Source organism: Mesorhizobium sp. ArgA1 (assembly GCF_053714375.1).
In genome coordinates, this window is the sequence record NZ_JBSKBQ010000025.1 from 26426 (window position 1) to 48700 (window position 22275).

Annotated in this window: 22 protein-coding genes, 1 tRNA gene and 2 pseudogenes; 4 read left to right on the forward strand and 21 right to left on the reverse strand. The window is 60.3% G+C overall.

The features are described from left to right. Nucleotides 1–80: 80 nt before the first annotated feature. The 7 genes from ACWGTI_RS29390 to ACWGTI_RS29420 form a co-directional block, all read right to left on the reverse strand. The gene (locus tag ACWGTI_RS29390) at nucleotides 81–1253 is read right to left on the reverse strand and encodes an acyl-CoA dehydrogenase family protein (RefSeq protein WP_454590287.1); all 1173 of its coding nucleotides are present in this window, start codon (nucleotides 1251–1253) and stop codon (nucleotides 81–83) included. Between the two features lie 41 nt (nucleotides 1254–1294). Continuing rightward, on the reverse strand, nucleotides 1295–3313 hold the full coding sequence (locus tag ACWGTI_RS29395; RefSeq protein WP_454590288.1) for a non-ribosomal peptide synthetase: 2019 nt from the start codon (nucleotides 3311–3313) through the stop codon (nucleotides 1295–1297). Nucleotides 3314–3346: 33 nt separating this feature from the next. After that, the gene (locus tag ACWGTI_RS29400; RefSeq protein WP_454590289.1) at nucleotides 3347–4375 is read right to left on the reverse strand and encodes a TubC N-terminal docking domain-related protein; all 1029 of its coding nucleotides are present in this window, start codon (nucleotides 4373–4375) and stop codon (nucleotides 3347–3349) included. A gap of 201 nt (nucleotides 4376–4576) precedes the next feature. Next, nucleotides 4577–5191, reverse strand: a complete 615-nt coding sequence (locus ACWGTI_RS29405) for a 4'-phosphopantetheinyl transferase family protein (RefSeq protein ID WP_454590290.1) — start codon at nucleotides 5189–5191, stop codon at nucleotides 4577–4579. 59 nt (nucleotides 5192–5250) lie between these two features. Beyond that, nucleotides 5251–5335 (reverse strand) — tRNA-Asn (locus tag ACWGTI_RS29410). Nucleotides 5336–5461: 126 nt separating this feature from the next. Beyond that, on the reverse strand, nucleotides 5462–6697 hold the full coding sequence (locus ACWGTI_RS29415) for a GNAT family N-acetyltransferase (protein ID WP_454590291.1): 1236 nt from the start codon (nucleotides 6695–6697) through the stop codon (nucleotides 5462–5464). Nucleotides 6698–6940: 243 nt separating this feature from the next. Continuing rightward, nucleotides 6941–8680, reverse strand: a complete 1740-nt coding sequence (locus ACWGTI_RS29420) for a polysaccharide biosynthesis/export family protein (protein WP_454590292.1) — start codon at nucleotides 8678–8680, stop codon at nucleotides 6941–6943. Between the two features lie 681 nt (nucleotides 8681–9361). On the opposite strand from ACWGTI_RS29420, the gene ACWGTI_RS29425 reads away from it, so the two are divergent. Further along, nucleotides 9362–10180 (forward strand): LuxR C-terminal-related transcriptional regulator, encoded by an 819-nt coding sequence (locus ACWGTI_RS29425; RefSeq protein WP_454590293.1) that lies wholly within the window; start codon nucleotides 9362–9364, stop codon nucleotides 10178–10180. 226 nt (nucleotides 10181–10406) lie between these two features. On the opposite strand, the gene ACWGTI_RS29430 is transcribed toward ACWGTI_RS29425, so the two are convergent. The 3 genes and pseudogenes from ACWGTI_RS29430 to ACWGTI_RS29440 form a co-directional block, all read right to left on the reverse strand. Continuing rightward, nucleotides 10407–11051, reverse strand: coding sequence for a Crp/Fnr family transcriptional regulator (locus ACWGTI_RS29430; protein WP_454590294.1), 645 nt, complete (start codon nucleotides 11049–11051; stop codon nucleotides 10407–10409). A gap of 250 nt (nucleotides 11052–11301) precedes the next feature. Further along, nucleotides 11302–11583, reverse strand: a complete 282-nt coding sequence (locus tag ACWGTI_RS29435; RefSeq protein ID WP_454590295.1) for a hypothetical protein — start codon at nucleotides 11581–11583, stop codon at nucleotides 11302–11304. A 263-nt stretch (nucleotides 11584–11846) separates the two neighbouring features. Further along, nucleotides 11847–12170 (reverse strand): annotated as a pseudogene (locus ACWGTI_RS29440) (AGE family epimerase/isomerase); the annotation flags it as partial. Between the two features lie 14 nt (nucleotides 12171–12184). Here ACWGTI_RS29440 and ACWGTI_RS29445 point away from each other — a divergent pair. Then, a pseudogene (locus tag ACWGTI_RS29445) lies at nucleotides 12185–12433 on the forward strand (PIG-L family deacetylase); the annotation flags it as partial. A 210-nt stretch (nucleotides 12434–12643) separates the two neighbouring features. After that, nucleotides 12644–12922, forward strand: coding sequence for a hypothetical protein (locus ACWGTI_RS29450; protein ID WP_454590296.1), 279 nt, complete (start codon nucleotides 12644–12646; stop codon nucleotides 12920–12922). A gap of 66 nt (nucleotides 12923–12988) precedes the next feature. Here the strand turns inward: ACWGTI_RS29450 and ACWGTI_RS29455 are convergent, their stop codons facing one another. From ACWGTI_RS29455 to ACWGTI_RS29480, 6 genes are all read right to left on the reverse strand, one after another. Next, a complete protein-coding gene (locus ACWGTI_RS29455; RefSeq protein ID WP_454590297.1) occupies nucleotides 12989–13189 on the reverse strand; it encodes a hypothetical protein in 201 nt (66 codons plus the stop codon). After that, complete coding sequence (locus ACWGTI_RS29460) at nucleotides 13186–13938, reverse strand: LuxR C-terminal-related transcriptional regulator (protein WP_454590298.1); 753 nt, start codon at nucleotides 13936–13938, stop codon at nucleotides 13186–13188. The genes ACWGTI_RS29455 and ACWGTI_RS29460 overlap by 4 nt, the downstream gene beginning before the upstream one ends. Before the next feature lie 541 nt (nucleotides 13939–14479). Then, nucleotides 14480–14704, reverse strand: coding sequence for a hypothetical protein (locus ACWGTI_RS29465; protein ID WP_454590299.1), 225 nt, complete (start codon nucleotides 14702–14704; stop codon nucleotides 14480–14482). A 394-nt stretch (nucleotides 14705–15098) separates the two neighbouring features. Next, nucleotides 15099–15377 carry an SRPBCC family protein gene (locus ACWGTI_RS29470; protein ID WP_454590300.1) on the reverse strand — a complete coding sequence of 93 codons (279 nt, stop codon included), beginning with the start codon at nucleotides 15375–15377 and terminating at the stop codon, nucleotides 15099–15101. A 3-nt stretch (nucleotides 15378–15380) separates the two neighbouring features. Next, complete coding sequence (locus ACWGTI_RS29475; protein WP_454590301.1) at nucleotides 15381–15980, reverse strand: NADPH-dependent F420 reductase; 600 nt, start codon at nucleotides 15978–15980, stop codon at nucleotides 15381–15383. A gap of 41 nt (nucleotides 15981–16021) precedes the next feature. Then, nucleotides 16022–16756: an SDR family NAD(P)-dependent oxidoreductase gene (locus ACWGTI_RS29480; RefSeq protein WP_454590302.1), complete on the reverse strand. Its 735-nt coding sequence runs from the start codon at nucleotides 16754–16756 to the stop codon at nucleotides 16022–16024. A 284-nt stretch (nucleotides 16757–17040) separates the two neighbouring features. Here ACWGTI_RS29480 and ACWGTI_RS29485 point away from each other — a divergent pair, with 284 nt between their 5' ends. Beyond that, nucleotides 17041–17937 (forward strand): LysR family transcriptional regulator, encoded by an 897-nt coding sequence (locus ACWGTI_RS29485; RefSeq protein WP_454590303.1) that lies wholly within the window; start codon nucleotides 17041–17043, stop codon nucleotides 17935–17937. A gap of 48 nt (nucleotides 17938–17985) precedes the next feature. On the opposite strand, the gene ACWGTI_RS29490 is transcribed toward ACWGTI_RS29485, so the two are convergent. From ACWGTI_RS29490 to ACWGTI_RS29510, 5 genes are all read right to left on the reverse strand, one after another. After that, complete coding sequence (locus tag ACWGTI_RS29490) at nucleotides 17986–18738, reverse strand: GGDEF domain-containing protein (RefSeq protein WP_454590304.1); 753 nt, start codon at nucleotides 18736–18738, stop codon at nucleotides 17986–17988. A gap of 162 nt (nucleotides 18739–18900) precedes the next feature. Then, nucleotides 18901–19605, reverse strand: coding sequence for a thermonuclease family protein (locus tag ACWGTI_RS29495; protein ID WP_454590305.1), 705 nt, complete (start codon nucleotides 19603–19605; stop codon nucleotides 18901–18903). 32 nt (nucleotides 19606–19637) lie between these two features. Beyond that, nucleotides 19638–20831 (reverse strand): ABC transporter substrate-binding protein, encoded by a 1194-nt coding sequence (locus ACWGTI_RS29500; protein WP_454590306.1) that lies wholly within the window; start codon nucleotides 20829–20831, stop codon nucleotides 19638–19640. 200 nt (nucleotides 20832–21031) lie between these two features. Continuing rightward, nucleotides 21032–21742 carry a lytic transglycosylase domain-containing protein gene (locus ACWGTI_RS29505; RefSeq protein WP_454590307.1) on the reverse strand — a complete coding sequence of 237 codons (711 nt, stop codon included), beginning with the start codon at nucleotides 21740–21742 and terminating at the stop codon, nucleotides 21032–21034. Nucleotides 21743–21823: 81 nt separating this feature from the next. Then, entirely contained in the window at nucleotides 21824–22153 is a 330-nt protein-coding gene (locus tag ACWGTI_RS29510; protein ID WP_454590308.1) for a hypothetical protein, read from the reverse strand. Nucleotides 22154–22275 lie beyond the last annotated feature (122 nt).

Sequence of the window (22275 nt, forward strand, 5' to 3'; positions counted from 1 at the left end):
TCGGGAGCCGTTCAATGGCACACCGGATGTCCAACCCAGTCGCAACCGACAGCCCCCGAGATGTGGCGGCGGCATTGGGCTCACGTTATCGACGCGACCACCTCCAGCATCACCTCCGTCGCGCCGCCGGCGATGGATAGGACGCGGGCGTCACGCGTTATCCGCTCGATCGGACTCTCGCGCATGACGCCCATGGCGCCGTGGAACTGCACACACGCATAGGCGACCTCGTTGACGAGTTCGCCGCAGATGGCCTTCGACATCGAGATCTCGCGCAGGCAATCTTCGTCCGCCGCCATGCGCCAAGCGGTGGCATAGAGAAACTGGCGGCTTGCCTCCACCTTCGCAGAGAGCATCGCGAGACGTTGACGGATCGCCTGCATGTCCCATAGGGCGCCCCCGAATGCGCGGCGAGCTTTCACCCAGACCAGGGTCATATCGATCGCCGCCTCGGCCGTCCCTATCGCCATGGCCGCGAGCACAAGGCGCTCGTTCTGGAAGTTGCGCATGATGGAGTAGAAGCCCTGTCCCTCCACGCCGAGCACGCTCTCGGCGGGGATACGGCAACCGTCGAAGACGAGCTCCGCGGTATCGGAGGAGCGCCAGCCGTGCTTGTCCAACTCGCGGGCGACGCTGAAGCCGGGCGTGCCCTTCTCGACGAGGAACATCGTGATTCCGTTGCTTCCAGCCGAGGGATCAGTCTTGGCGGCGACGCAGTAGAGATCCGCGTGGACGCCATTCGTGATGTAGAGCTTCGTGCCGTCGAGGACGTAAGAGTCGCCCTCTCGGAGCGCGCGCGTGCGGATGGCCTTCACGTCCGAGCCCGCATCCGGCTCCGTGATGGCGACCGCGGTGATCACCTCGCCTCTGATAATGCCCGGCATCCAGCGGTCGCGCTGGGCTTTGGTCCCGTCGTGAAAGACATACATGGAAGCCATGTCGCTATGGACCAGCATTGCATCGGCGGCGCCGCCATAGGTCGAGCGCCCGAGCTCCTCGGCGAAGACGGTCGATGCAACCGCGTCCATCTCGGCACCACCATACTCGGCCGGGTAGCGGATGCCAAAGAAGCCGAGTTCGCCCATGCGGCGCAGGATCGGACGAGGAATGAATCCCTCCTCTTCCCAGCGATCCGCACAGGGCTTGATCTCCTCCTCGACGAACCGGCGGACCTGGTCCCGTAAGAGCTCATACTCCCCCGCTGCCCAAGGCAGCCCCGGTCCTCGCGACGGTACCCAAGCTTTGTCCATCATCTTCATCCGCCCCAAGGCCATTCGGAGGGCCGTCCGACAGGCTAGAGTTCGATTTCCTCTCTCGGTCCCTCGAGTGAAGGGGCTCTGGAATCGGCGACCCAGCGCATTGCGTCGATCACTTCCGCCAGTCCGGCCACTGTCGGGCGCTCGAAGAGATTGCGAAGCTGCACGTCGACGCCGAAGGTCTTTCGCATGCGCGACACCGCTCGCATCACCAAGAGCGACTGCCCGCCCAGGCCAAAGAAGTTGTCGTCACGGCCGATCGACTCGACCTTGAGGAGATCGCACCACAGCGCGGCCAGCGTCTTCTCGGTCTCCGTCGAGGGGGCGGCGAAGTCTTGTGCAGGCTGGATATTTTCCGCCGTCGGTTCGGGAAGCGAGGCGCGGTCGATCTTCCCGTTGGACGTGAGCGGCATCCGTTCGAGGCGAACAAAGTGTGTCGGAATCATGGACTCCAAGAGTTCTTCGGCAAGGTGGGCGCGCAGGTCCGTCACGGTCACAGGTTTCGACGAGACATAGTAGGCCACAAGTCGTGCCATGCCGTCTTCGAACGCTGGCGGTTCGACATGGCCGATTTGGGCCACTATTTGTGTCGTTGGTTTCACCACCGAGGTGGCGATGGCAGCGACTGCGCATTCGTGAACGTGCGGGTGCTTCAGAAGCCGCGCTTCGATCTCGCCCAGTTCGACACGCGCGCCACCAACTTTCACCTGATGATCGGCACGGCCGAGAAATTCCAGGCGCGCTTCCGAGTTCCAGCGGGCGAGATCGCCCGTCTTGTACAGCCGCAGCTTCGAAAACCGATCTCGGGGATCGATGGCCGTGAGGAAACGTTCGTCAGTGAGGTCAGGGCGATTGAAATAGCCTCTCGCGAGACCGTCGCCGGCAATGAACATCTCACCGATAATGCCGGGGGGGGTGGGTTGATGTGCGTTGCTGAGGACGTAGATGCCCGCATTGGCGGCCGGAACGCCGATCGGCACCGATGCGGATTGATCCCGGTCGATGTCGAAACGGTGTATCATGCAGCCCACTGTGGCTTCGGTTGGTCCGTACTCGTTGTAGATCTCGATAGGATGGGGGATGGCTTCTGTGATATCGCGAGCCAATTCGGTCTTGAAGTCCTCGCCACCCACGATGAACTTGCGTAGCCTTGTGGTCCCAAGATTGCGGTCGCGGATCATCGCGAGATGCGCCGGCGTCAGCTTCATAATATCGACGGCATTGTCGTCGATGACCTTGAGGACGACCATGCTCTGGATTCCGGGATCACCAAGATAGACCACGATGCGGCCACCGGTGATGAGTGGCGTGAAGAGCGTCGTGACGGTCAGGTCGAAGGCGAGGGATGAGAAAAGGGGCCACGCGAGACGTTCGCCGGAACTGTACATCCGAGCGGCCCACCAGATGTAGTTCACCAGGTTCCGGTGCTCGATCACGACGCCCTTGGGCGTACCTGTCGAGCCTGAGGTGAAGATGATATAGGCGGCGCCGTCCGGAGTGGCAGCAGACGGTCGGGCCGAGTCTGGCTGATTCAAAATCGACCCGAAATCGGCGTCGAGCACGAAAATGTCGGCAAGGTTCGGGGAAATGGCGGACTGCAAGCGCGTTTGGGTGATCGCCACCGGCGCCCGCCCATCGGTCCCGTTGGCAATGTCCTTCAGGATTGTTGCGAGACGCCCCTTCGGTGTTGCCGCATCCACCGGCACATAGGCCGCGCCCGACTTCAGGACGCCTAAGATCGCGACGACGACTTCAATGGAGTGCTCCATGAACACAACGGCAATCCGACCCCGCCCCACGCCGGCCGAGCTCAGATGCGTGGCCATCTGGTTGGAGCGTTCGTTGAGCTGCTGGTACGTCAGCGTTGCGTCGCCGAAGCGGATCGCTTCGGCGTCAGGATTACGCATCGCTTGGTCGAGGAAGAGATCGATGATCGTCCTGTCCGACGGGTAGGGCGCTGCCGTGGCGTTGTACTCGACAACCAGCGCCTGATGATCGGCATCTTTCAGCAGGAGAAGCGCTCGGCCCTCCGGCGCGATAGGTAGGACTTCATTCATGAGATGCGCTCCCGATAGCAGAAAATCAAAAAATCAAATCACGTCAAATCGTTCAGCTTTTTGGGTTGCTTGGCGATAAAGCTCTGCGATGGCAGGTGCGTCCGGTTCCTCCAGCATACGGGTATCGTTGCAGTCCTCGGGCCCGAAATAGAATTCGGCATGGGGCACCACTCGGAGCCATCGGTGCGGTGCCGCACCCGATCGCATCCAGGCCTTGTTCGGAAGGAATATGCATACTCGACCCGAATACGGAGTCGGAATGTACCGCCGCAAAGCCGTGATCGCCGCGGATTTGAGTCGAGCTCTGCTCGCCAGCACCGGATCTGTCGTGACAGGCTCTTTGCTTCTGCGAACGGGAGTCACGAGGGCGCGCTCGCCGAGATTCCGGAGGCGACTGCCGAAATATCGGAGACGGGCACCGAATGTCGGCAGTTTCGCCATCTCTCGCAGGAGTGAGTCGGCGCTACGGCTAGCATAGAAATACAGCAGACGCGGCAATTTGTTATAGGTGGTGGGGTGAAGAGGGCCAAAGAGCGCGGTGCATGGGACCTCCGCTCCGCGTCCACGCAGGATTTTCGCCAGCTCGAAAGCGGTTGCAGCGCCGGAGCAGTAACCGGCGATGATGTACGGACCGGTGGGCTGATATTCGACGATCTGGCGGGCGAAGTACTTGGCGATATCTTCGACGCGGTCCATCGGCTCACTCTGCCCATCGAAGCCAGACGGCTGGAGTGCGTAAAACGGTTGATCGCCGCCTAGGTGCTTCGACAGGTCCGAGAATGAGAATGGCGCGCCGACATGCCCGGGTACGGCGTAAATGGGCGTGCGTGTTCCGCGAGACTGCAGGGGAACGATTGCAGGCTGTTGCCGGGCCGCCGCCGTGGCCATATTCAGAAAGGCGATGATTTCGCCCTTCCGGTTCCGCAACTGGTCGGAAGACTCCGCCGTCAGTGTGCCAGCTGGGGCGTTGCACCGCAGCCGGTCGCCCTCTACCCAGACCTTGATGTCCTTGACCGCGAGGTTTGCGAGAAGCTCCGGGATCTGCATCACGTCCGCCGACATAGGGCCTCCCGAACCACTGCCTTCATGATTCACGACCCGCATCCCAACTCCCCAGCACGACGGTTTCACCGATGAAACCGCCGCCTCTTTCTCCGTGCGCCCGGGACATGTGAGTGGAGCGCTGCAATGAACTTGCGTGCCCTCGTTTATCCACAGTGCATCGTAAGCGAATGATGGCACCGCGGGCACTTCAATTCCGGACTACCAATTCCGGACTACCACCGTTCCGATGTACCCAGGTTTCGGTACAAACCTACGGACAGCCCAATCCCCTTCATCCCAGGAAAAGGGCTGTCCTAAGCCGCACCCCAGGGCCTTGGAGATAGCCTCCAACTGGGTCCAGCGCCGGAGGAAGCCCTCCGGCCGGTCTTCCGGACAAAGGGCGGTGTAGGACCCATACTCGGAGGCGGAAAAGCAGAGCGCTGCGATCTCGTCCGCTTCGGGCACAGGGAGAACTGCCTCGATGTCCACCCCGACCTCCTGCCTGGTCGAGAGGGCGACGACCGCGACATCTCCGGATCGTGAGACGCTGAAGCACAAATCGCGAGCAGGCATGCGGTGCGAGAGGCGTGGTTTGCCTAGGTGCCCATATTCTAGTTCGACGTCGGATGGGGAGATTCCCAGTTTGGAAGCGAGGACCCGGCGCAGTTGCCCACGGGTAGCGACAAAGCGCCGGCGGTCCCGCTCCAGTCTCAACCCCTCGGCGCGCCGACGTTCCTCTTCGTTGAGGCAAACACCTATCTCGCGGATGACGTTCTGCTCCGCATCGAGCATGAATGCCAGGACCTCCAAACCATCATTCTCGAGAACCGGCATTATGATCTCGGGTCTCAGCTCGACTTTATCCAAAAAGGTTGGAAAGGGCTTAGAATCTATGGCTCCAGCGGTAGGACTCGAACCTACAAGCCTTTCGGCGTCGCCTGAACAGTGCGGTGCGTCTACCATTTCCGCCACGCTGAAACATAGATTAGACCGATCCAGCCTCCTAGTCCTCCTCGCCTTCCCAAGGGACGAGCCCGCCGTTCGCCGGCCCAAGAAGCTGCCCCAGACACTTGATGCAGAAGTTCCTTTTTGTTGGTTGACACCTCAAGCCACGGCCTCTTTCACATTCGTAGCAATGGTCCCTAGCACCCGCTTGGCACCGCGCAGCTTTGCCTCGATGCGACGCTCCGGGCCGTCTCTGCTTATTGCGATCCACTTCATGGGATGCTCCGCATTGGCCAGGTGCGACTTGTGCCCGGAGAACCCTGCCAGAAAATCGTAGCTGCAATCGCCACGTCCGATGCTGTCCTCAATAGCCAGAACATGGCTGATAAGGCCGGGCTTGAGCCGGCCGTCGCGCTCATAGAGAAAGCCGCTTTGGTAGTTGTAGACGCGGCCGTCATGCACGAAATTGTACAAGATCCCAATTGTCTGCGCCCCAGCCAACGTCCGCGAGATGCGGACGGTCCCGGCGGGAACTCCGAGTGAAATGAGGTCCTCGTGAAATCGACGGAAGCTCGGATTGGCAAAGGCGCCCTTGCGTCCCCACCGCGCCTGATGAAGCTCGGCGAGCAAATCAAACGCGGCGAGCGCCTCCGACGTGACTTCCATAGTCTGGAACGCAATCGGGCCGCGTTCAGTATATAACCGCATGGCGCGGCTTACCGCCTGCCGAGTATTGCGGCCCAAGGTGGCGCGGAAATTTCCGCCTTTCCGGCGGACTTTGGCGAAATCAATCCACCGCGCCGTATCGTCCGCTCTCACATCGGTAAGGAGCCCGGCCCGGCCCGCGGTGCGACAAGCGGCCAGCTCGAAGTCCGGATCAATTCCGGAGAGCACCAGCTGGTCAGAGTAGCGCAAGTGCTGCGCTAAGGCCTCGAGGCATGCCACCCTGGTGGCATCGGCCAGGGATCGCTCCGCAAGAATGTTGTTGTACTCGATAAACAATCGATCGAAACGAACATCGCCGGTTTCATTGAGTAGCCAACGCGCCCGCGCATGTGGCCCGAAACTCCACGCGCTCCGCCGGCAAATAATCGCCAACCCAACGATTCTGCTTGACGTCCGGGCGACCAGAACATGTGGTTGCGCGCCCCCCGGCAGATGCCGCAGCCAAGTTCCGATCCAGAGCCAGGACAGGTAGAATGAGTGAGTTGCTCGGGCTTCGAGCTCCTTCCAAATGGTCTCAAGTCTCGCGATGTCCGGCAAGGCCTCCACGGTAACATCGATAACCGTATCCTGGCGCATGGCTTGTCCTACTGAAGCCGCACGATAGGGTTGTGCACTGATGACTGAGACATCACGAACTCCTGTCCTCGTGGCGCGCTGCTGGTCAGCCATGGAGCGCTCGGGGTTTGCCCTGTTTGGAGAAGTTTCGTATCGCCGCCGCGGGAAGTGAAGACCCTATTCCTGACTACCCACGGGGGGCAGTCCAAGCCATAGTTCGAACTCGGCGGAGGCGGACATGCCCGTTCGTGAAACGGTTCAAGCTGTTGGCGAGTGATCATTGTGCGCGCTTCCCAAGTCGGCCCACCAGTTCATCCACGCAGACCATGCCGTGCAGAATAGTTTCCTTGCAGGGCATCAATTCGGACCGATTGGCTGCTCCGCCACCTCGCTGCCAGGCCCTGCATCGTTGAGAGTGGACCCGGCCGACGAGCTTTCGCCGGTCGGCGACGAGGTCGGGACCGGCGAACCGCCCAGCGCGTCTGGCTCGCCTTCGGCCACGATTATGTTGACGAGGTCGCCCGGCTGCAACAGGGTCATCCCGGGGGACTCGATGCTGACCGGCCCGGCTGCCGATTGCCGCACGATTTGATAGGTTACGCTGTTCGCGTTCACAGCCTGGGCGCGGGTCATCGGCAACGTGTCCAGGATGCCTTCGCTGGCGTTCAAGTCGCGCATGTTGGCCGCGATCTGGGTCTCCGTGGACTCGATCTCAACCTCCAGATCGTTCCTGAGGTCGGCCTGGGTCTGCAACGCCTCAGCCTCCAGCGAAGCGAGGCGCTGCTTGGCCATCGCGTACTGGTTGAGGGCATCCTGCCGACGCTGTTCCGCGTCGGACAACTCGCTCCGGACCTGATCCATCACCGTCATGCTGAGAACGTTGCGGTTCACGAGCGTGCGCATGCTGTTGACGCGCTCCTCGCGCAGCCTGACGAGTTCGTCGAGGGAGTCCATGCGCCCATACGCGGCAACATCTTGCCTGGCCGCCTCCAGTGCACGCAGGATCGTGCGCTCGCGATCCTTGCGGGTCGTGGCGACGGCCTTGCGCCGGTCGCTCTGCTCGCTGACGAGGTTGGCGGCTTCAGTCGCGCCGGCCAACTCCAGCAACTGCCGCGGGATCTTGGGCGCCGTGCCGTCGCGCTCGGCTTTCAGCACCGCCACGCGGGCGAGCAACTTCGAAATTGCATCGATCGCCCCGCCCCGCCTCTGGGTTTCACGCACGGATTCGATCTTCTGCCACGGCTCGCCCTGGCCCCGGTCGAGGCCGCCGGCCAGCGCGATGGCGTGCAGGATCGTCATTCCGGGCGCGTACTTGAACGAGCCCGGATTCTTGACTGGCCCCAGTACGTAAATGGGCGAGCGCTCCAGCGACAGGATGTTGACCAGTCCTTTGCGGCCCAGCAGTTGTTCTAAGGTATCCTCCAGGTCGGCCTGTACCTGTTGCGCCGACCGGTTGGCGACCGGAATGGAGCCAAGCAAGGGCACGGAAATCGTGCCGTCCTCTTGGACAGTATACTCGCCGCTCAGCTCCGGACGCTGCACGATACCGCGCAGGGCCGAGGCTGAGGACCCGCCCCCCCATTTGTCTTCTTCGACGTCGACGCGCTCGTAGAACACGACCTTGAGGCGGTCGCCGACGCCGAACAGGCTTCCGGTTGGCACGTCTGGCGCCGTGCTGAGGGTTTTTGGGCGCTCGGCACTGGTGCGGACGGCAGGGGCGGCGCTCCCTTCGACCAACGTCACGGCCGCCGCATCCGGTCCCGTGCTGAGGGTTTTTGGGCGCTCGGCACTGGTGCGGACGGCAGGGGCGGCGCTCCCTTCGACCAACGTCACGGCCGCCGCATCCGGTCCCAACACGATCGCGCGGGAGGGTTCGGCCGTGGCTTGAACCGGTTGATCTTGCCAGCTATCGATAGCAGCAGACACCTTTTGCGCCACGGCTCCGGAGACATCCTCGACCTTCTGCGCCGCGGCTCCGAAGACATTCTCGACCTTCTGCATCGCTGGTCCGGAGGCATCCTTAATGGCCTCCCAGTTTTTGACGGCCCCCAACGCGGCGGCCCCGGAAATTCCGAGGACAAGCAGGACTGCCTTCATTTTCCGCCGGCGGGGCGCTTGTGACGAGGAAGTGGCCGGTTCCGAATTGGAATTTGTGTCCACGGCCATTGCGCCTGTCTTTGCCATTGCGCCTGTCTTTCGCTATTTGAATGATGCCGTCCCGTCCCGTCCCGTCCCGTCCCGAACTGATCGAGCCGAGCCAGGCTCTGCCGTATCGTGCCGCTTCACCTACGGCGGCACAACTATCTCTTTGTGGGCACTCCTTCCGGATAAACACCGTCTTGGGCGAGCTCGTTAAATGAGCAGAATAATGTGCTGCCAGGAGAACCCTGGATGGCGAACGAGACAGGGCGATCGAACGCGGCGCCGAGCCGCAAATATCGGTCTATCGACGGGGCGTCTCGAACCTCTGCGGCCTGGACTTGCATTCGCAGGACAGGTGGGCCTTTCCCGTTTCAGCATCCAAACCTTGGAGGATGAGCCGAGCACCATCTAGGACACTTACCCGCAAACCCGATCCAAGCTTTGGGTTGAGAATCCGGATAGCCCTCGACGATGCTGCCCTACGCCTAAAGAGGGTATTTGGGCGCCTAAGGAGGGTATCTTGGCGCGAGGTTTCCCAGCGTAAGGTATACGGGTGGGCTATAGCGGTTTGGGGCGCGGAGCGCCGAATATCACTCGGGCCACAGGGATATCAAGCGTCGCAGATCACAGGAGGCTATGATGACAAGACAGTCTTTTGCAACATTGCTTGTCGGGCCGAGCGAGTTACTCCGAGAGGGCCTTATTCGAATCCTGAATGCAGAAAAGTTTCGTATTCTTTCCTCCGCGGCTTGTGTTTACGATCTTCTGCAGAAGGCGCTACCACAGCAGCGGCCCATCTTGCTCATCATAGATGTCGACGGTCCTGATGCGGATGCTGGATTCGCACAAATTGCAGACTTTAAAGCAGCTTATCCGGCCAGCCATGTCGTTGCGCTAGCTGAGCACTGTCGATCGAACGATATAGTTTCAGCCTTTCGCGCGGGGGCCGACGCATATTTGACAAAAATCGCTGCCCACGAAACCTTCATCAAGGCGCTCGAATTAGTTATGCTTGGGCAGACAGTAATTCCCGCACAACCGTCGACGTTTATCCAAGATATTAGGCTTGACGTGAGATATGATTTGGCAAGTTATCATCTGACAAACGGCGATCATAAAGCAGAAAAAGAAGATAGGGAGCTATCAACTTTTTCAAATCGAGAAAAATGTATTCTGCGTTGCTTGGTCGAAGGTGAGTCTAACAAAACCATCGCGCGCAAAAATAACATCGCCGAAGCTACGGTGAAAGTACACGTCAAGGCAATCCTCCGGAAGATTCGGGTGCGCAACCGTACCCAGGCAGCAGTTTGGGCGATGAATCATGGCGTGCTCACTGCCGAGTCCGGCAACGGGCTCTCAACGAACGAAAAGATCGCAGTTCAGCCCACTCGTGATCCGCAAGAGCGAATTGAAGCACAAAAGGGGTACCACTCGAGAGCGCTTCATCCGATGTGACCGCCTCCTCGTTCTGAGCAGGCCGGCTTGGTGTGCAAGCTAGAGCTGCGCCTGCCAAATCGGCGACATGGGGAGAGGCAAGGCCGGGCCGTTGATCGCCAACGCGTGGCGGATATGGACCCCGTCCGATGCTTCTCCGACCGGCCGGAACACCGCACACGAATGTTCTCGTCGTGCGAAGGGCGCCGCTATCAAGGTTGTTAGCCGGCGCCGAGGCCGATATGCCTCAACTTTCGATGTATTCCTGCTCGAATCCGGCAAACTTCGTCAGCCCAGGTTGATCGAGCACGCGAACATGGCCTTGGCGGAATTCAAGCAATTTGCGCTCGCGCAGTTCCCGCAGCATTCGATTGACATGAATCGGAGTGAGGCCGAGAGCGTCCGCGAGATCGTACTGGGTGAGAGGGCATTCATAGCTGTTGCGGGTGACGGAGCCTGTTCGTTCCAGCCGCGCCCTCAGTTCGAGGAACAGATGCGCCGTTCGCGCCAAGGCGCTGCGTCGTCCTACATTGGTGAGATGCTGAGCGACAACTGCCCCGTGGTGCACGAGCGTTTCGAGAATAAGGGAGAAAAGATGAGGAGACTTCATGGCGGCAAGGGTAAATGTCTTGCTCGAAGCCACCAACACCAGAAGTTCGGTTTGAGCCACAAACGTTTCAAGAGCGCTGCCTGCGGGGGCCTGAAGCAGGACGATGTCGCCCTTCAGTGCAAAATCCAGAATTTGTCGCTGCCCACCCGCTAGCTCATGAGAAATGCAACCCCAGCCTGACTCGACTATGAATACGCGATCGCTGGCCTCGCCCTGACTGACGATCACCGTCTCGGCTGGGTAGCGCTTCGGCGTGAACCCCAGTGCCTTGATAAGTGCCATATCGTCGTCGTTAAGTCCGACGTACGTTGGACGATTTTCACTTCCGCGCAAAGGGGGACGTGAAGCATAAGTCATTTAGAACCCCGCCCAAATTCCTTTCCCCTCGATGCTATGTACATCAGATTTGATGCGAAGAGTACCCGTTCAATGGTAACTTTCGGGTGCAAGGCGTCGCGATCGCCACTTTTCGTTGCAGTGGTTCCAGGGCTTGCTTGCCGAAGCCACGATTTGACATCGTTCCGGGCACTGGTCAGGCTTTGTTTCTCTTGAAATTTTCCCGCATGGACTCGACTATTTCGCTGGCAACGGCACAGCTGCGGTTGTCGACTTGATCGGCGGCATTGCGTAGCGTCGTTGAAGCGTCCTTGAGCAATCCTCTGATCTCTGCTGCTGACAACAGATGGGATGCTTCGAGTTCCAACAGCACGGATTCACTCACGTGCAGGGCAGCAAGTGCAACCGCTCTGGGCTGGGTAGCAAGCAGTCTCAGGAGATCACCGCTGGGTCTGGCACGCGATTTTTTTTTTGCCATAGTTGCGTCTCAACCATTCGGAGAAGGTTCACAGGCTCAAATGTACGACGCCTCGACGAGTTGACCAGCGTTCCAGGATTGGGGGCGTTCGATGCTCTCTTTTAGGCATTTCTTATAAGCATACTATCCCGGTTTGCAGCCGCGACACAGGGGAAGGGGATACCGAATTCGCCTTAGCTACCACTTCCCCTACCCCTCGGAGCATCACCGGGGTCACAGCCGGCGGCGGGAATCCGCCGTCGAGGAAAGCAGCCCAGTTCTGGTCAGCCGTAAATCTGCTTCGGAACCGTCTCGCCCCTATGCAAAGCAGGCAGCGGGAAAGGTTCGACCTGTCCTCCAGTCTTGTCCAGATACTGCATCAACGCCGTCACTAGGTGGTAGAAGATGCTCGCCGGGACCTCGGTGGCCAGTGACCTCCCGCGCTCGTCAATCCTGTCGACCCACAAGCCAAACGGTGCCGGATCAATATGCCATCGGAAGAGGCGGGCGACACGAGCTTCGATCTCGGGTTTCAGATCCGGTCCGCCAATGCCGTCCAGGGCGACTGCCGCCTTGACGGCCTCGCATTGCGGCCAGCTGCGGGAGAGCCGGTGCCATTCATCTGGTGCTCGAATACGAGATCCCGAAATGGGATGGCGACCTTTGCCAGCCCAACGCTTACGTGCCGCTCACGGCAGACGTGCTGGAACGCAAGATCGAACTCCTCCACAAGCACTTCGGAACGCAGCGCTCCAAGGACTGGTTCGACCGCGCGACATTCGCTGGGCTTGCAAGGTTATGCGGGATGGAATGCCGGGCACCCGAGCATTTCGCCGAGGCGTTCACGCTCCGAAAAGCCAAAATTCTCTAGCAGTTTTTCACGAATTCCCGCGCGAAAAAACTAACGGTGGATCAACGAACAAATCGCGCTAAGGGCCATTGAACTTGCCGGGCGATCTGCTAACAAATTCCTCTGTCGCCCTCGGGTGACGTTCCGCTCAAAAAAAGACACTTCCAGAAGCGGCCAGCCATTCAGGGCCGACGGATTTTCATATCCATTTGAAGTTGGGGAAGCATCAACGTGGGCAAAGAAGAAATTGCTCGTGGATTTTCGCTCAGCGAAGCCCGGATCGGAACGGTCGAGGGTGGAGAATCCGGTGTTCTGGTGTGGAAATCCGACCAGTTGGTCGCCGTCCTTACCCAGATCGACGAAGCGGCCTATTGCACGAAAGGCAAATGGTTCCTTGAGACAGGCTTCGGGCTGCTGAGTGGCCAGCACAAAAACTTCGATACGATCGAGGAAGCGATTAAATGGGTGAGCGGATTTACCTTCTCCGCGCCTGTTGCCGTTGCAGATTGATCGGCGGATTTCGCGGTGGCAAGGCGCCTTGCTCAGGTCCCGCGGACCTTTGCGACTGTGTCCTGATCAGCTTGTCAGACAAGCTTCGTTGACGTCCCAGGCGAGCCAAAACGGCGCGAGGACGAGATATTCGCCTTCCGCGTGCTCGAGACCCCGGATGCCATTCATGCACGGATATAACTGAATCTTCAAAGCTGAAAACTTCAAAGCTGAAAACGCGGCCCGCCAGGATTCACCAAGGCGGGCCGCCTTGTTGCTCGCGGTCACTCTCCAGCCAGAGTTCCTTCTGCGAAGAGATCGTTGACCTTGTAGGCGACTTCCGTCCGGTTGGTCGCCTTCAGTTTCTTCATGATGTTTCGGATGTGGACCTTCACGGTGCTTTCGCGCAGGTTCAGTTCGTAGGCGATGATCTTGTTCGCCTTGCCGCGTCGGAGCGCCTGGGCGACCTCAGCCTGCCTGAGCGTGAACATGCCCGTCAAAGGCCGCGTATCACAGTTGCCTGAATCTATCAGGTGCCGCATCGAAAGGACACTGCTCGCCGGGACGAAGATGCCTCCCGCTGCTGCAAGGTTGATCGCCTCGACACACACGTCAATCCCGACCGAAGTCGGAATGTAGCCGCGAGCGCCGCATTCGAGCGCCGTCAGTATCTGTGCAAGATCCTCGGTGTCGGCCAGGATAACCACTGGGACTGATTTGAACTCGGATGAGATATGCCTGATCTCGTCCGCGATGCCATGATCGGTGACCTTCCGACCGCCGAGGTTGAAAAGTATGGCAGCGAGGGGAGGGGCCGCCCCCTTCTTCACCCGCCATTCTTCGATCGAACCCAGGGCGAAGACCGCCATGCCGAGTTCGTGGTCCTCCAGAGCCGACGCGAGACACTCGCGGTCTAGAGCCCTTCCGTCCAGGATGAGGAGGCATTGCCTACCTTCGTGGACATTTTCCGTTCCGCTCGCCGGAACTCCTGTCTGGTTTGTTGAAGTGTAATTGTGCAATCCTACCGTTGAACCCATACTAGTACCCGCCTTTCCCCAACGCGATCTGCCTTGTGGCGGTCAATAGAGCTAGAGCTCCGTCATTCTTTTGGATTGAACTTTGATAACCCCAGCCCACTTGAAAGCTTCAGGCTGGATTACCCCAGCTTGGAGCGCTTAGCAGTTCCTGACTGCCGCCACCTAGAACAGCTTGAACAGTCTATGAGGTATTTATAAGCAGTCTCTAACTTAGGTTAATTTTATAGAAATTTTTAAGTCTTCAAAAAGACGTAGCCAAGCTGACCCCGAGGCGCTGCCAGGCTGGACATTGGAATGGCAGCGTCTGCTCAAGGCTCACGCGGCCTGTCTGCAGCGAAAACGCGGAGACAGGATAGGGGAGTCACTGCCCGCCCAACGGCTCCCCTATCGCTCCGCCCGGCGAACACGCGGTCACATCAGGTTTCAGAGACGTTTGATTTGGAAGGGCATGCGGAATCCGCTGGCACGGCGTGGCTGAAGTCGACAGAAATCAGCCGCCTAATACCCGAAAGCTTCGCGGACGTTGGATAGAGGCCTGGTCTCAGGCGTTTCCTTGCGGCTCAGCCTCGCTTAGCCACTGCACATCCAGAACTGTTCCGTCGGTCTGGATCACGGCTTCGAACGCGGCTATCAGCCTTTTGGCGGCTTTGCTGGCAATGTGGGACTCGGGGTACTTTGCCTCCACAGCCCTCGCACGCTCGTAAACTTCCTTGAGTTGCCTGACCTGCTTGGGGCCGAATGCGCGATGTACAACCTGAATGGTCATACCGCTTCTCCTCTTGGTGCCGGAACTCCAACGACCCGCCCGTTGCCCAGCGCTCCCGCGATTTCATCATTAACACAGGTTTTTAAAATTTGGCAGCAAAACAAGCTGCAACCGTAGTGTAAGATTACCTTTTTCTCTGGTCGAGGCGTTCTTTAGTAGACGTCCGTGGATTGAACGTCAGCACTTTGCAGGAGGTGTTGGCCGGATTGCGAAAGGATCGCCAGCGCTAAACAAATCGAGGTGTCCACCCAGCTTAGGGAGTACCTGCCGTGTCTTGCAGGTGCGGGCGTCAGGCTACGCCCTTTGGCTCTTGTCCGGCATACCCATCTGCCGAAAGATGAGCCTTCGGACGGCTTCGCGTGTACGCATAATCGCAGCCAAGCGGGAGGCTCGGTCAGCAATGCAAATGTCCTTGCCGGGGCTGCTGGTGGTCGTGGCCATTTTGATCGTTGCTTACTATTCCAGGGGAATACTTAGTTCCGAGCGCAAGTTTCGGCTCGCCGGTCAGAACCTTGACCTGATCTTCGGTAGGAAAGTGGCTCGACCAATTCTCGGCGTCGACCAGCAGCCTCCAAACCACTTCAGGGGGCGCCTTCACGCCGATGTCGTTGAGCGCGTAGAGAGCCGACGTTCCCGGGTCATGCCGCTCGGGCCAAATTACATGGTCGTACACCGGTCACTGCTCCTTCTTGAACAAATCCTGGAAGATGAGCTGGCCCCAAACGCGGCCGCGTGCGTGCACCAGCGCGCCACCCTCGTTGAGCTTTCCCAGCTTGACGGGTGCGAACCCGAGTTGTTTGGCCAAGGCCGCCACGGGAGCGGTCGCGTCCTCGTCGTCGCTCGACAGAAAGACGACCCGGTGGCCGCCCTCGACGATCGGATCGGCAGCCAGGGTGGCCGCAATCAGGTGATTGAAGCCTTTCACGAGCTTGGCGCCGGTGAACGCCTTCGCGACGAAGGCGGAGGACGGGAGACCGTTCAGCTCTTCAGGGACTCCAAACGCGTTCGTCGCGTCGATGACCGTCTTGCCTTCCCAGTTCGGCAGGGCCTTCGCAACCTCGCGGTGCTCCCCGAACGGGACCGCCAGGATGATTGTGTCGGCCTCGAGTGCATCCCGCAGCGACTTGGCGACAACCGTGGGTCCAATCGCCCGGGCCTGCGGCGCCAACGCCTCGGGCGGCCGGCGGCTCGCGACGGACACCTTGATGTTCTTACGGGCGAAGGCGCGGGCGAGGGCCTGGCCTACCGGACCGAATCCTACAATCGCATAGCTCATAATACTTCTCCGATCCGTGTTGATATTGATTGCCCGGCCTTTCAGATGGCCGAGAAGCCTCCGTCGACAGACAACTCCAGCCCATTCACGAAGCTCGAATCGTCAGAAGCAAGAAACAGCGCGGCCGTCGCAATTTCCTCAGGACGCCCCATCTTTCCCCGCGGGATCAGGGATTCGAACATCTGCTTCGCCTCCTCTGTGAGAACTTGGTCCTGCATCGGTGTGGCGATAGGCCCCGGGTGCAGCACGTTTACCCGGATATTCCTGCCCTTCAGCTCGTTGAGCCACCCGCGTGCGAATGCGTGCAACGCCGCCTTGCTCGCCGCGTACACGCTGTAACCAGGAAAACCTTTGATCGAAGCAACTGATCCGGTCATGAAGATCGACCCGCCATCGTTGAACAGCGGCAAGGCCTTTTGCACCGTAAACAGCGTGCCGCGCGTATTCAGGCCGAAGGTCGCATCGAAATGCTGCTCGGTAATCTCGCCCAGCGGGACCGCTTCACCGGTGCCGGCGCTCGCATACAGGACGTCGATCTTGCCCTTTTCCCGCTTGACTGTATCGAACAGGCGGTCGAGGTCGTCGAGATTGGCCGCATCGCCGCGCACGCCGGTCACGTTCCGGCCAATCAGCCTCATGGCCTCGTCGAGCGCCTCCTGCCTCCGGCCCGTGATGAAAACGTAGGCGCCTTCTTCAACAAACCGCTTGGCGCTCGCCAGCGCCATGCCGCTCGATCCACCCGTGATGACTGCAACCTTATCGTCAAGCTTTCCCATGACTTTTCCTTTCAGGCTCTGCTTTTGGGGAAGAACCCCGAGAGCCTGGAAGTAAGTCTGCCGGGGTCAGGCTTTGAGTGCGGAAAGGCGCACATCGGTGGTGCAAAATCGATCCGGCTGGACGACTGACGCCAGCCGTGACGATCGGTGTCCGCCGTTGGGAATTCGGCCGTGCTTGTCAGCATGGGCTATGATGACCACCCCGCGCCACCTACATACGAGATGCTGTTCGATGTGTCGGACACAGGCTTTGGAAGGCGCACCTTGCGGTGCGGGATTGCACCATGATCGACTGGGATGACGTTCGCTACTTTCTTGCCGTCGCTCGCGGAGGCTCGGTGCGGGCCGCCGCCGCGCATCTCGGGGTGAACCACTCGACCGTGCTGCGACGCATCGCCCAGCTCGAGGAACGCCTCGGGGCGCAGATGTTCGAAAAGCTGCCTTCGGGCTACCGCCTGACGGCTGCGGGGGAGGAGGTCCTCGAGCTCGCGAACCAGATGGAAGCGTCGTCGCACCAGCTGGAGACGCGCGTCTTCGGGCGCGATCAGAGCGTGCGCGGGCTTCTGCGGGTGACGCTGGCGCCGCCCCTCGCGACACATCTGCTGATGCCGGACTTCGCCGATTTCGCGCGTCTGCATCCCGACATCGAGATGGAAATCTCGTCGTCCGGTGAGCTGGCAAATCTGACCAACCGGGAGGCCGACGTGGCGATCCGCGTCGTCTACGACCGCAAAACCCTGCCGCTCAATCTTCACGGCATGAAGGGACCGGAGCTGTTCGGCGGCGTCTACATGTCCCGGGATCGACTAGCCGCGTGGCGTGCGGGCACGCCTGATCCCATTCGGTGGATCTTCATAAGCATTCATGGAATCCCGGACTGGGCCAACGAGGGTGAGGTTCGCACCGCGGGGGTTCCATTCAGGACCACGGACGGCGAGGCGCAGATCGCTGCCGTACGGCAAGGGCTCGGGATGACGACAATGCCATGCTTCGTTGGAGATGCCGACCCCTTACTGGTGAGGGTGCCGGGTAGCGACCTGCACATGTACGGAACGGTTTGGCTTCTCACGCAGGGCGAGACACGCAAGACGAAGCGCGTGCGGCTCTTCACCGAGTTCGTATCCCGCAGGCTCGCCGCGTACGCGCCGCTTCTCGCGGGACTGTCCATATCGCGCGACTGACGCGCGGCAGGTCGCCGGCGGACGCGGCCTGCAGGCGGCGCTTCTGAGTTAGTGGTGCAGACGCGACAATTGAAATCCAGGCTTGTGTTCGACGCCGGATAACAGCGATTCCGCCGACCGGAACATCTCTTCGAATTCCAGTTCGTTTTCAAACACCACACCGCCGACGCTGATGGCCAGGACATCCTCGGTTCCTTTCGGCGCGAAATAGGCTTGCGCCACGCGCGCCCGGATACGCTCGCCGATCTCCTTGGCGTCGTCTTCTGTCGCACCGGGCAGAAAGACCCCGAACATGGACGTTCCGATGCGCCCCACCAGATCCTCCTTGCGCACCGATGACTGGATGGTCGAGGCTATGAGCCGCAAGGCTTCGTCACCCCAGCCCAGCCCGAAGCGCAGGTTGATGGACCTGATGTGTTCGGGATGAATGACCAGGAAGGCGCCAGATCTTGGACCGGACGAGTCCTGCCTGGTTGTTCTCCTGTCGACCATCGACGTGAAGACCGTGCGGTTCAGGCAGCCTGTCAGGCTGTCAAAGGTCGCCGACTTGTTGAGTTCTCTTCGATAATGGCCGAGTTCGATCCGCTGCAGGCCAATGAACAGGAGAAGCGGGCAACCGATGATGACCGGCAACAGGATCGCTGTGACCATGCTGCGGCCGAACGGCGTCAATGCTTCCGAGAACAGAAGCAGATAGTTGAGGCCAATGGAGAGCAGCAAAATTCCCGCCAATCCCAGGGCGGTAAGCCATGCGACCTCTTTCCATTGCTGGGGCGAGCTATTCGCCATCGGTGTCATCATTAGTCAATCTCCCGCTTGATCGACTAGCATAGGCCAGGGTGCTGCACATTCAGTTTCGAGGAATCATACAATTTGAGTAATGGCGCAATCGCCTACCATCGGCCCGAAACCTGGCTTCAAAGCAAGGCTGCGCGGGTAACGGCAGCGACACCGAATTGTCGGTTATTGTGGCGGGCCGAATATGCCCATCTCGGCGTCCTTGGCCACCGCCTCCGCCTTGCCGTAGATGCCGCTTGCCAAAGCCGTCGCCCAGCCGTTGGAAACAAGCCAGGCACCGACATCCTGTTTGCCCAAATTGCACGGTGCGGCAATGGCGAAACGATCGATCTCCGGCGGCACGACACATTTAAGTGCCCGACCGCGCAGCCAGGAATTGAAAGCGGCCCGTGCACGTTGGCCGCAAGGCCAGGCGACGTCGCGAAACGAACAGGTCTTGTCCAGGTCGATGCCCTGGACCCCGCTGATGACTACCTTGCGTCCCATGGATTCGAAGGTCGCCGAGGAGGTGGCAACCGGTTGGTACAGCAGGACCTCTGGCCAATCCTTTGGCATCCCCATCCCCGCAGGCGCAGCCAGGCCAAGGTCGCCGAGCGGCGGGCGCGGCTCCGCCCGTTCGATTTGCGCCGGATCAAGCTGTGGCGGCGCGATAAGGTCCTGGGCAATCTTGCGTGCGCGTCCTCGCCATGGCGTATTGGCGACGGTCGCAGCCGATCGCATTGGCTGGCTATCGTCGATGGATTGACGTGGCGCTGGTACCGGCCGATCGGTGGGAAGCAGATCGGCGGCTCGGATGATCAACAAGACCCCGGTCAGAAGCAGCAGGCTTCCAGGCAACACCACCAAGCGATTGCGCCTCAGCCAGCCCATCAGCTCAAGCAGACCCCAAGGCTTCTTGCCCTTCAGTACCCCGACGTCGATTTGGCGACCAGTTTGAGCGCACCTTTTTGAACCTGATAAAAGGGCATGGATCGCTCACTGGAGCCATCCGCCCGAAACCGGAACAAGCCGGTCGATCCGCGAAATCCGCTCCGATTCTCGAGCACCTGCTTGTTGAAGCCGTCGGGCCCGACCGAACTTGCAATCCCCGCTGTCAGGGCGACCATATCATAGGCGTAGGCGACATTGGGGTCGGCAGGATAATTGTAGGTCGTCTTGAAGCGGTCGGCGATTGGACCGGTTTCGCTTGGGTCGAGCGTGGCGATGTAGGATCCTTCAAACAGCGGCTCGATCGGATGCTCCAGCCAGCGGTTGGTTCCAACGACAGCCACTGATTTTCCGGGGATGCCTTTCGATTTGAGCGCCGCAAGAATCTGCGCCGGACTATCGCCGCCGCTGGCGATGACGATGGCATCGGGAGCCTCGACAAGTGAGCCCATGTCGTTGACTGCTTTTGTGCCGCCGTCACCGGCCGAATACGGAATGGTGACGGCGAGCGTCGCGCCATAGATGCTGAGGCTGTTGGCGACCCGCTTTTCAACCGCGCCGGCATTCGCGCCGGCCGCGACGAGCAGCACGAACTTCTTGCTGCCTTTAGCCGCCAGGCCGGCTGCGCCCGCGGCCGCACTGTCGGCCTCGTTGAGACGCACTGCATAGACGCCTGGACCGCCGGCGAAATTGTCGGCCAGCGCCAGCACCGGCGGCCGCTGGGATCCCGAAAGCTTGGCTATGTGCTGAGCGGCAGCAAGCTCGACCGGGCCGATGACGATCTTGGTTCCAGTGGTGATCGCCTTCACCGCCAACTCGCTGGCGTGCGCGCTGTCGCCCTTGGTGTCCTCGACCGTGACCGTGAGCAGTGTGTTGCCAAGGTCGGCCATCGCTAACTTGGTCGCATCGAGCATCTTTCTGCCGCTTTCGCCGGCGGCTCCTGGGGCCGACAAAGGCAGCAGCATCGTGACCTTCGTCGATCCGGTGCCGAGCGATTGCGTGGCCTGGGCCGGGCTGGGAGCAGCGCCGGCGGCCGGCGCTCCAGGTGCGGCGATCGCCGCCGGATCGAGGGCGTCCGAGACGCTGCCTTTCGACTGGCAGCCTGACACCATAACCGCAAATACGATCGCCCACGTCCACGAAGTGTGGCCCTTCCGGCCAGATACCATGATGCCTCCCTATATCCCGCCGGGTGTTTGTTCCGGTCTCATCCCATTCATCTTACGGCAGACTTGCCTCGCCGTCTTTGTATTTGCCGGACCGTGGTTTAGAGCAATTCCAGGAAAAGTGTGAACCGGTTTTCCGTCCGGAATTGCGTCAAAACAAGGAGGTAGAGCAGTTCGCCGTTTCCACGAAACGATGAACTGCTCTAACCGTCGAAGAGTCTTGCCCGGAGCGTCTTGATCACCTTGGCTTGACCGGCGCTTCGATAGTCGGCGCATTTCATGTATCGCGGCCCGGGCACGAACAGCCGGCGCACGCAAATCCGCTTCCCCTGGGCAGGGGCGCCGTCATCTCCTGCTGCCGGGAACGCGGAAAAGCCGAACGTCGCCACCGGTAGCGGACCGGCAACAGTGACGCCTTCCCTCGCCAGGATTGCACGCGCGCGCCGGCAGTAGCGGACCGAAAGTTCGGAGAACCGGGTTTCACCGTGCCCGGCGCGATATTTCATGACAGTGGTGCAGAGATCGCCTGCGGCAAGGCTGTTTGCCTGCGCCAGGTATCTGATGCCGAGCGCGATGTTGGTTGCAGGCGCGCCAAGCTCGTCGAGCGAACCGCGAAAGCCGAGCATTCGCGCCGTTCCCGGCATCACCTGCATCAAGCCGACTTCGCCATCGGCGCCGTGCACATCGGGATCGAAATCGCTTTCGATCTCCATCACCGCGTGCGCCAGCACCGGCTCCAGGCCGTAGAGCGATGCCTGGCATGTTGCGAATGCCTTGAATGTCTCGCGCGTCCATTCCGGGGCAGCGTCACAGCGGGCTTGCCGCGTCAACGCGGACGGTGGTGGTCTTTCCAGGCCAGGTCGTTCCAGCCAGTTCGCGCGGGCTTGCGGGGCAAGTTGGCCAAAGCCGGTCAATGCGATCGCTCCTGCGATCGCTCTCGTCAATCGTGCGCCGACCATCGGGTCAGCCAACCGGCACGGCCAGATCCCTTCCGGTCAGTTCATGTACTCGACCATGCGGTCGTGGAAGCACTCGCACTTGTTGAGGGTGTCTTCGTCCTTGTAGTTCGTCTTGAGATAGCCATAGGCCATGCCGCAGGCGACCTTGGCTTCCGATGCCCAGACGAAGGCGGGGCGCGAAGAGTTGATCCATTCCGAGCTGTTGGCGACGGCCACCGACTCGTCCATCAGCTTCACCACCTCGGACTTGAGATCGACGATGTTGTCGTTCAGCACCAGGTTCGACGTGCCGACCGTTCGGCAATAGTCGGCCACCGGCCCTTCGATGATGTCGGCGGCATAACCTGTCGACCCGACTGCCAGCAACAGCGTCGCAGCGGAAACCAGCAGTCTTGCCCGACTTAAACACCACCTGTAAGAATAAGTTATTAAGTCAGCATGTTAGGCGCGCGCCGGCGCGTGTTACCACTACATTTTGGGGGTGATCT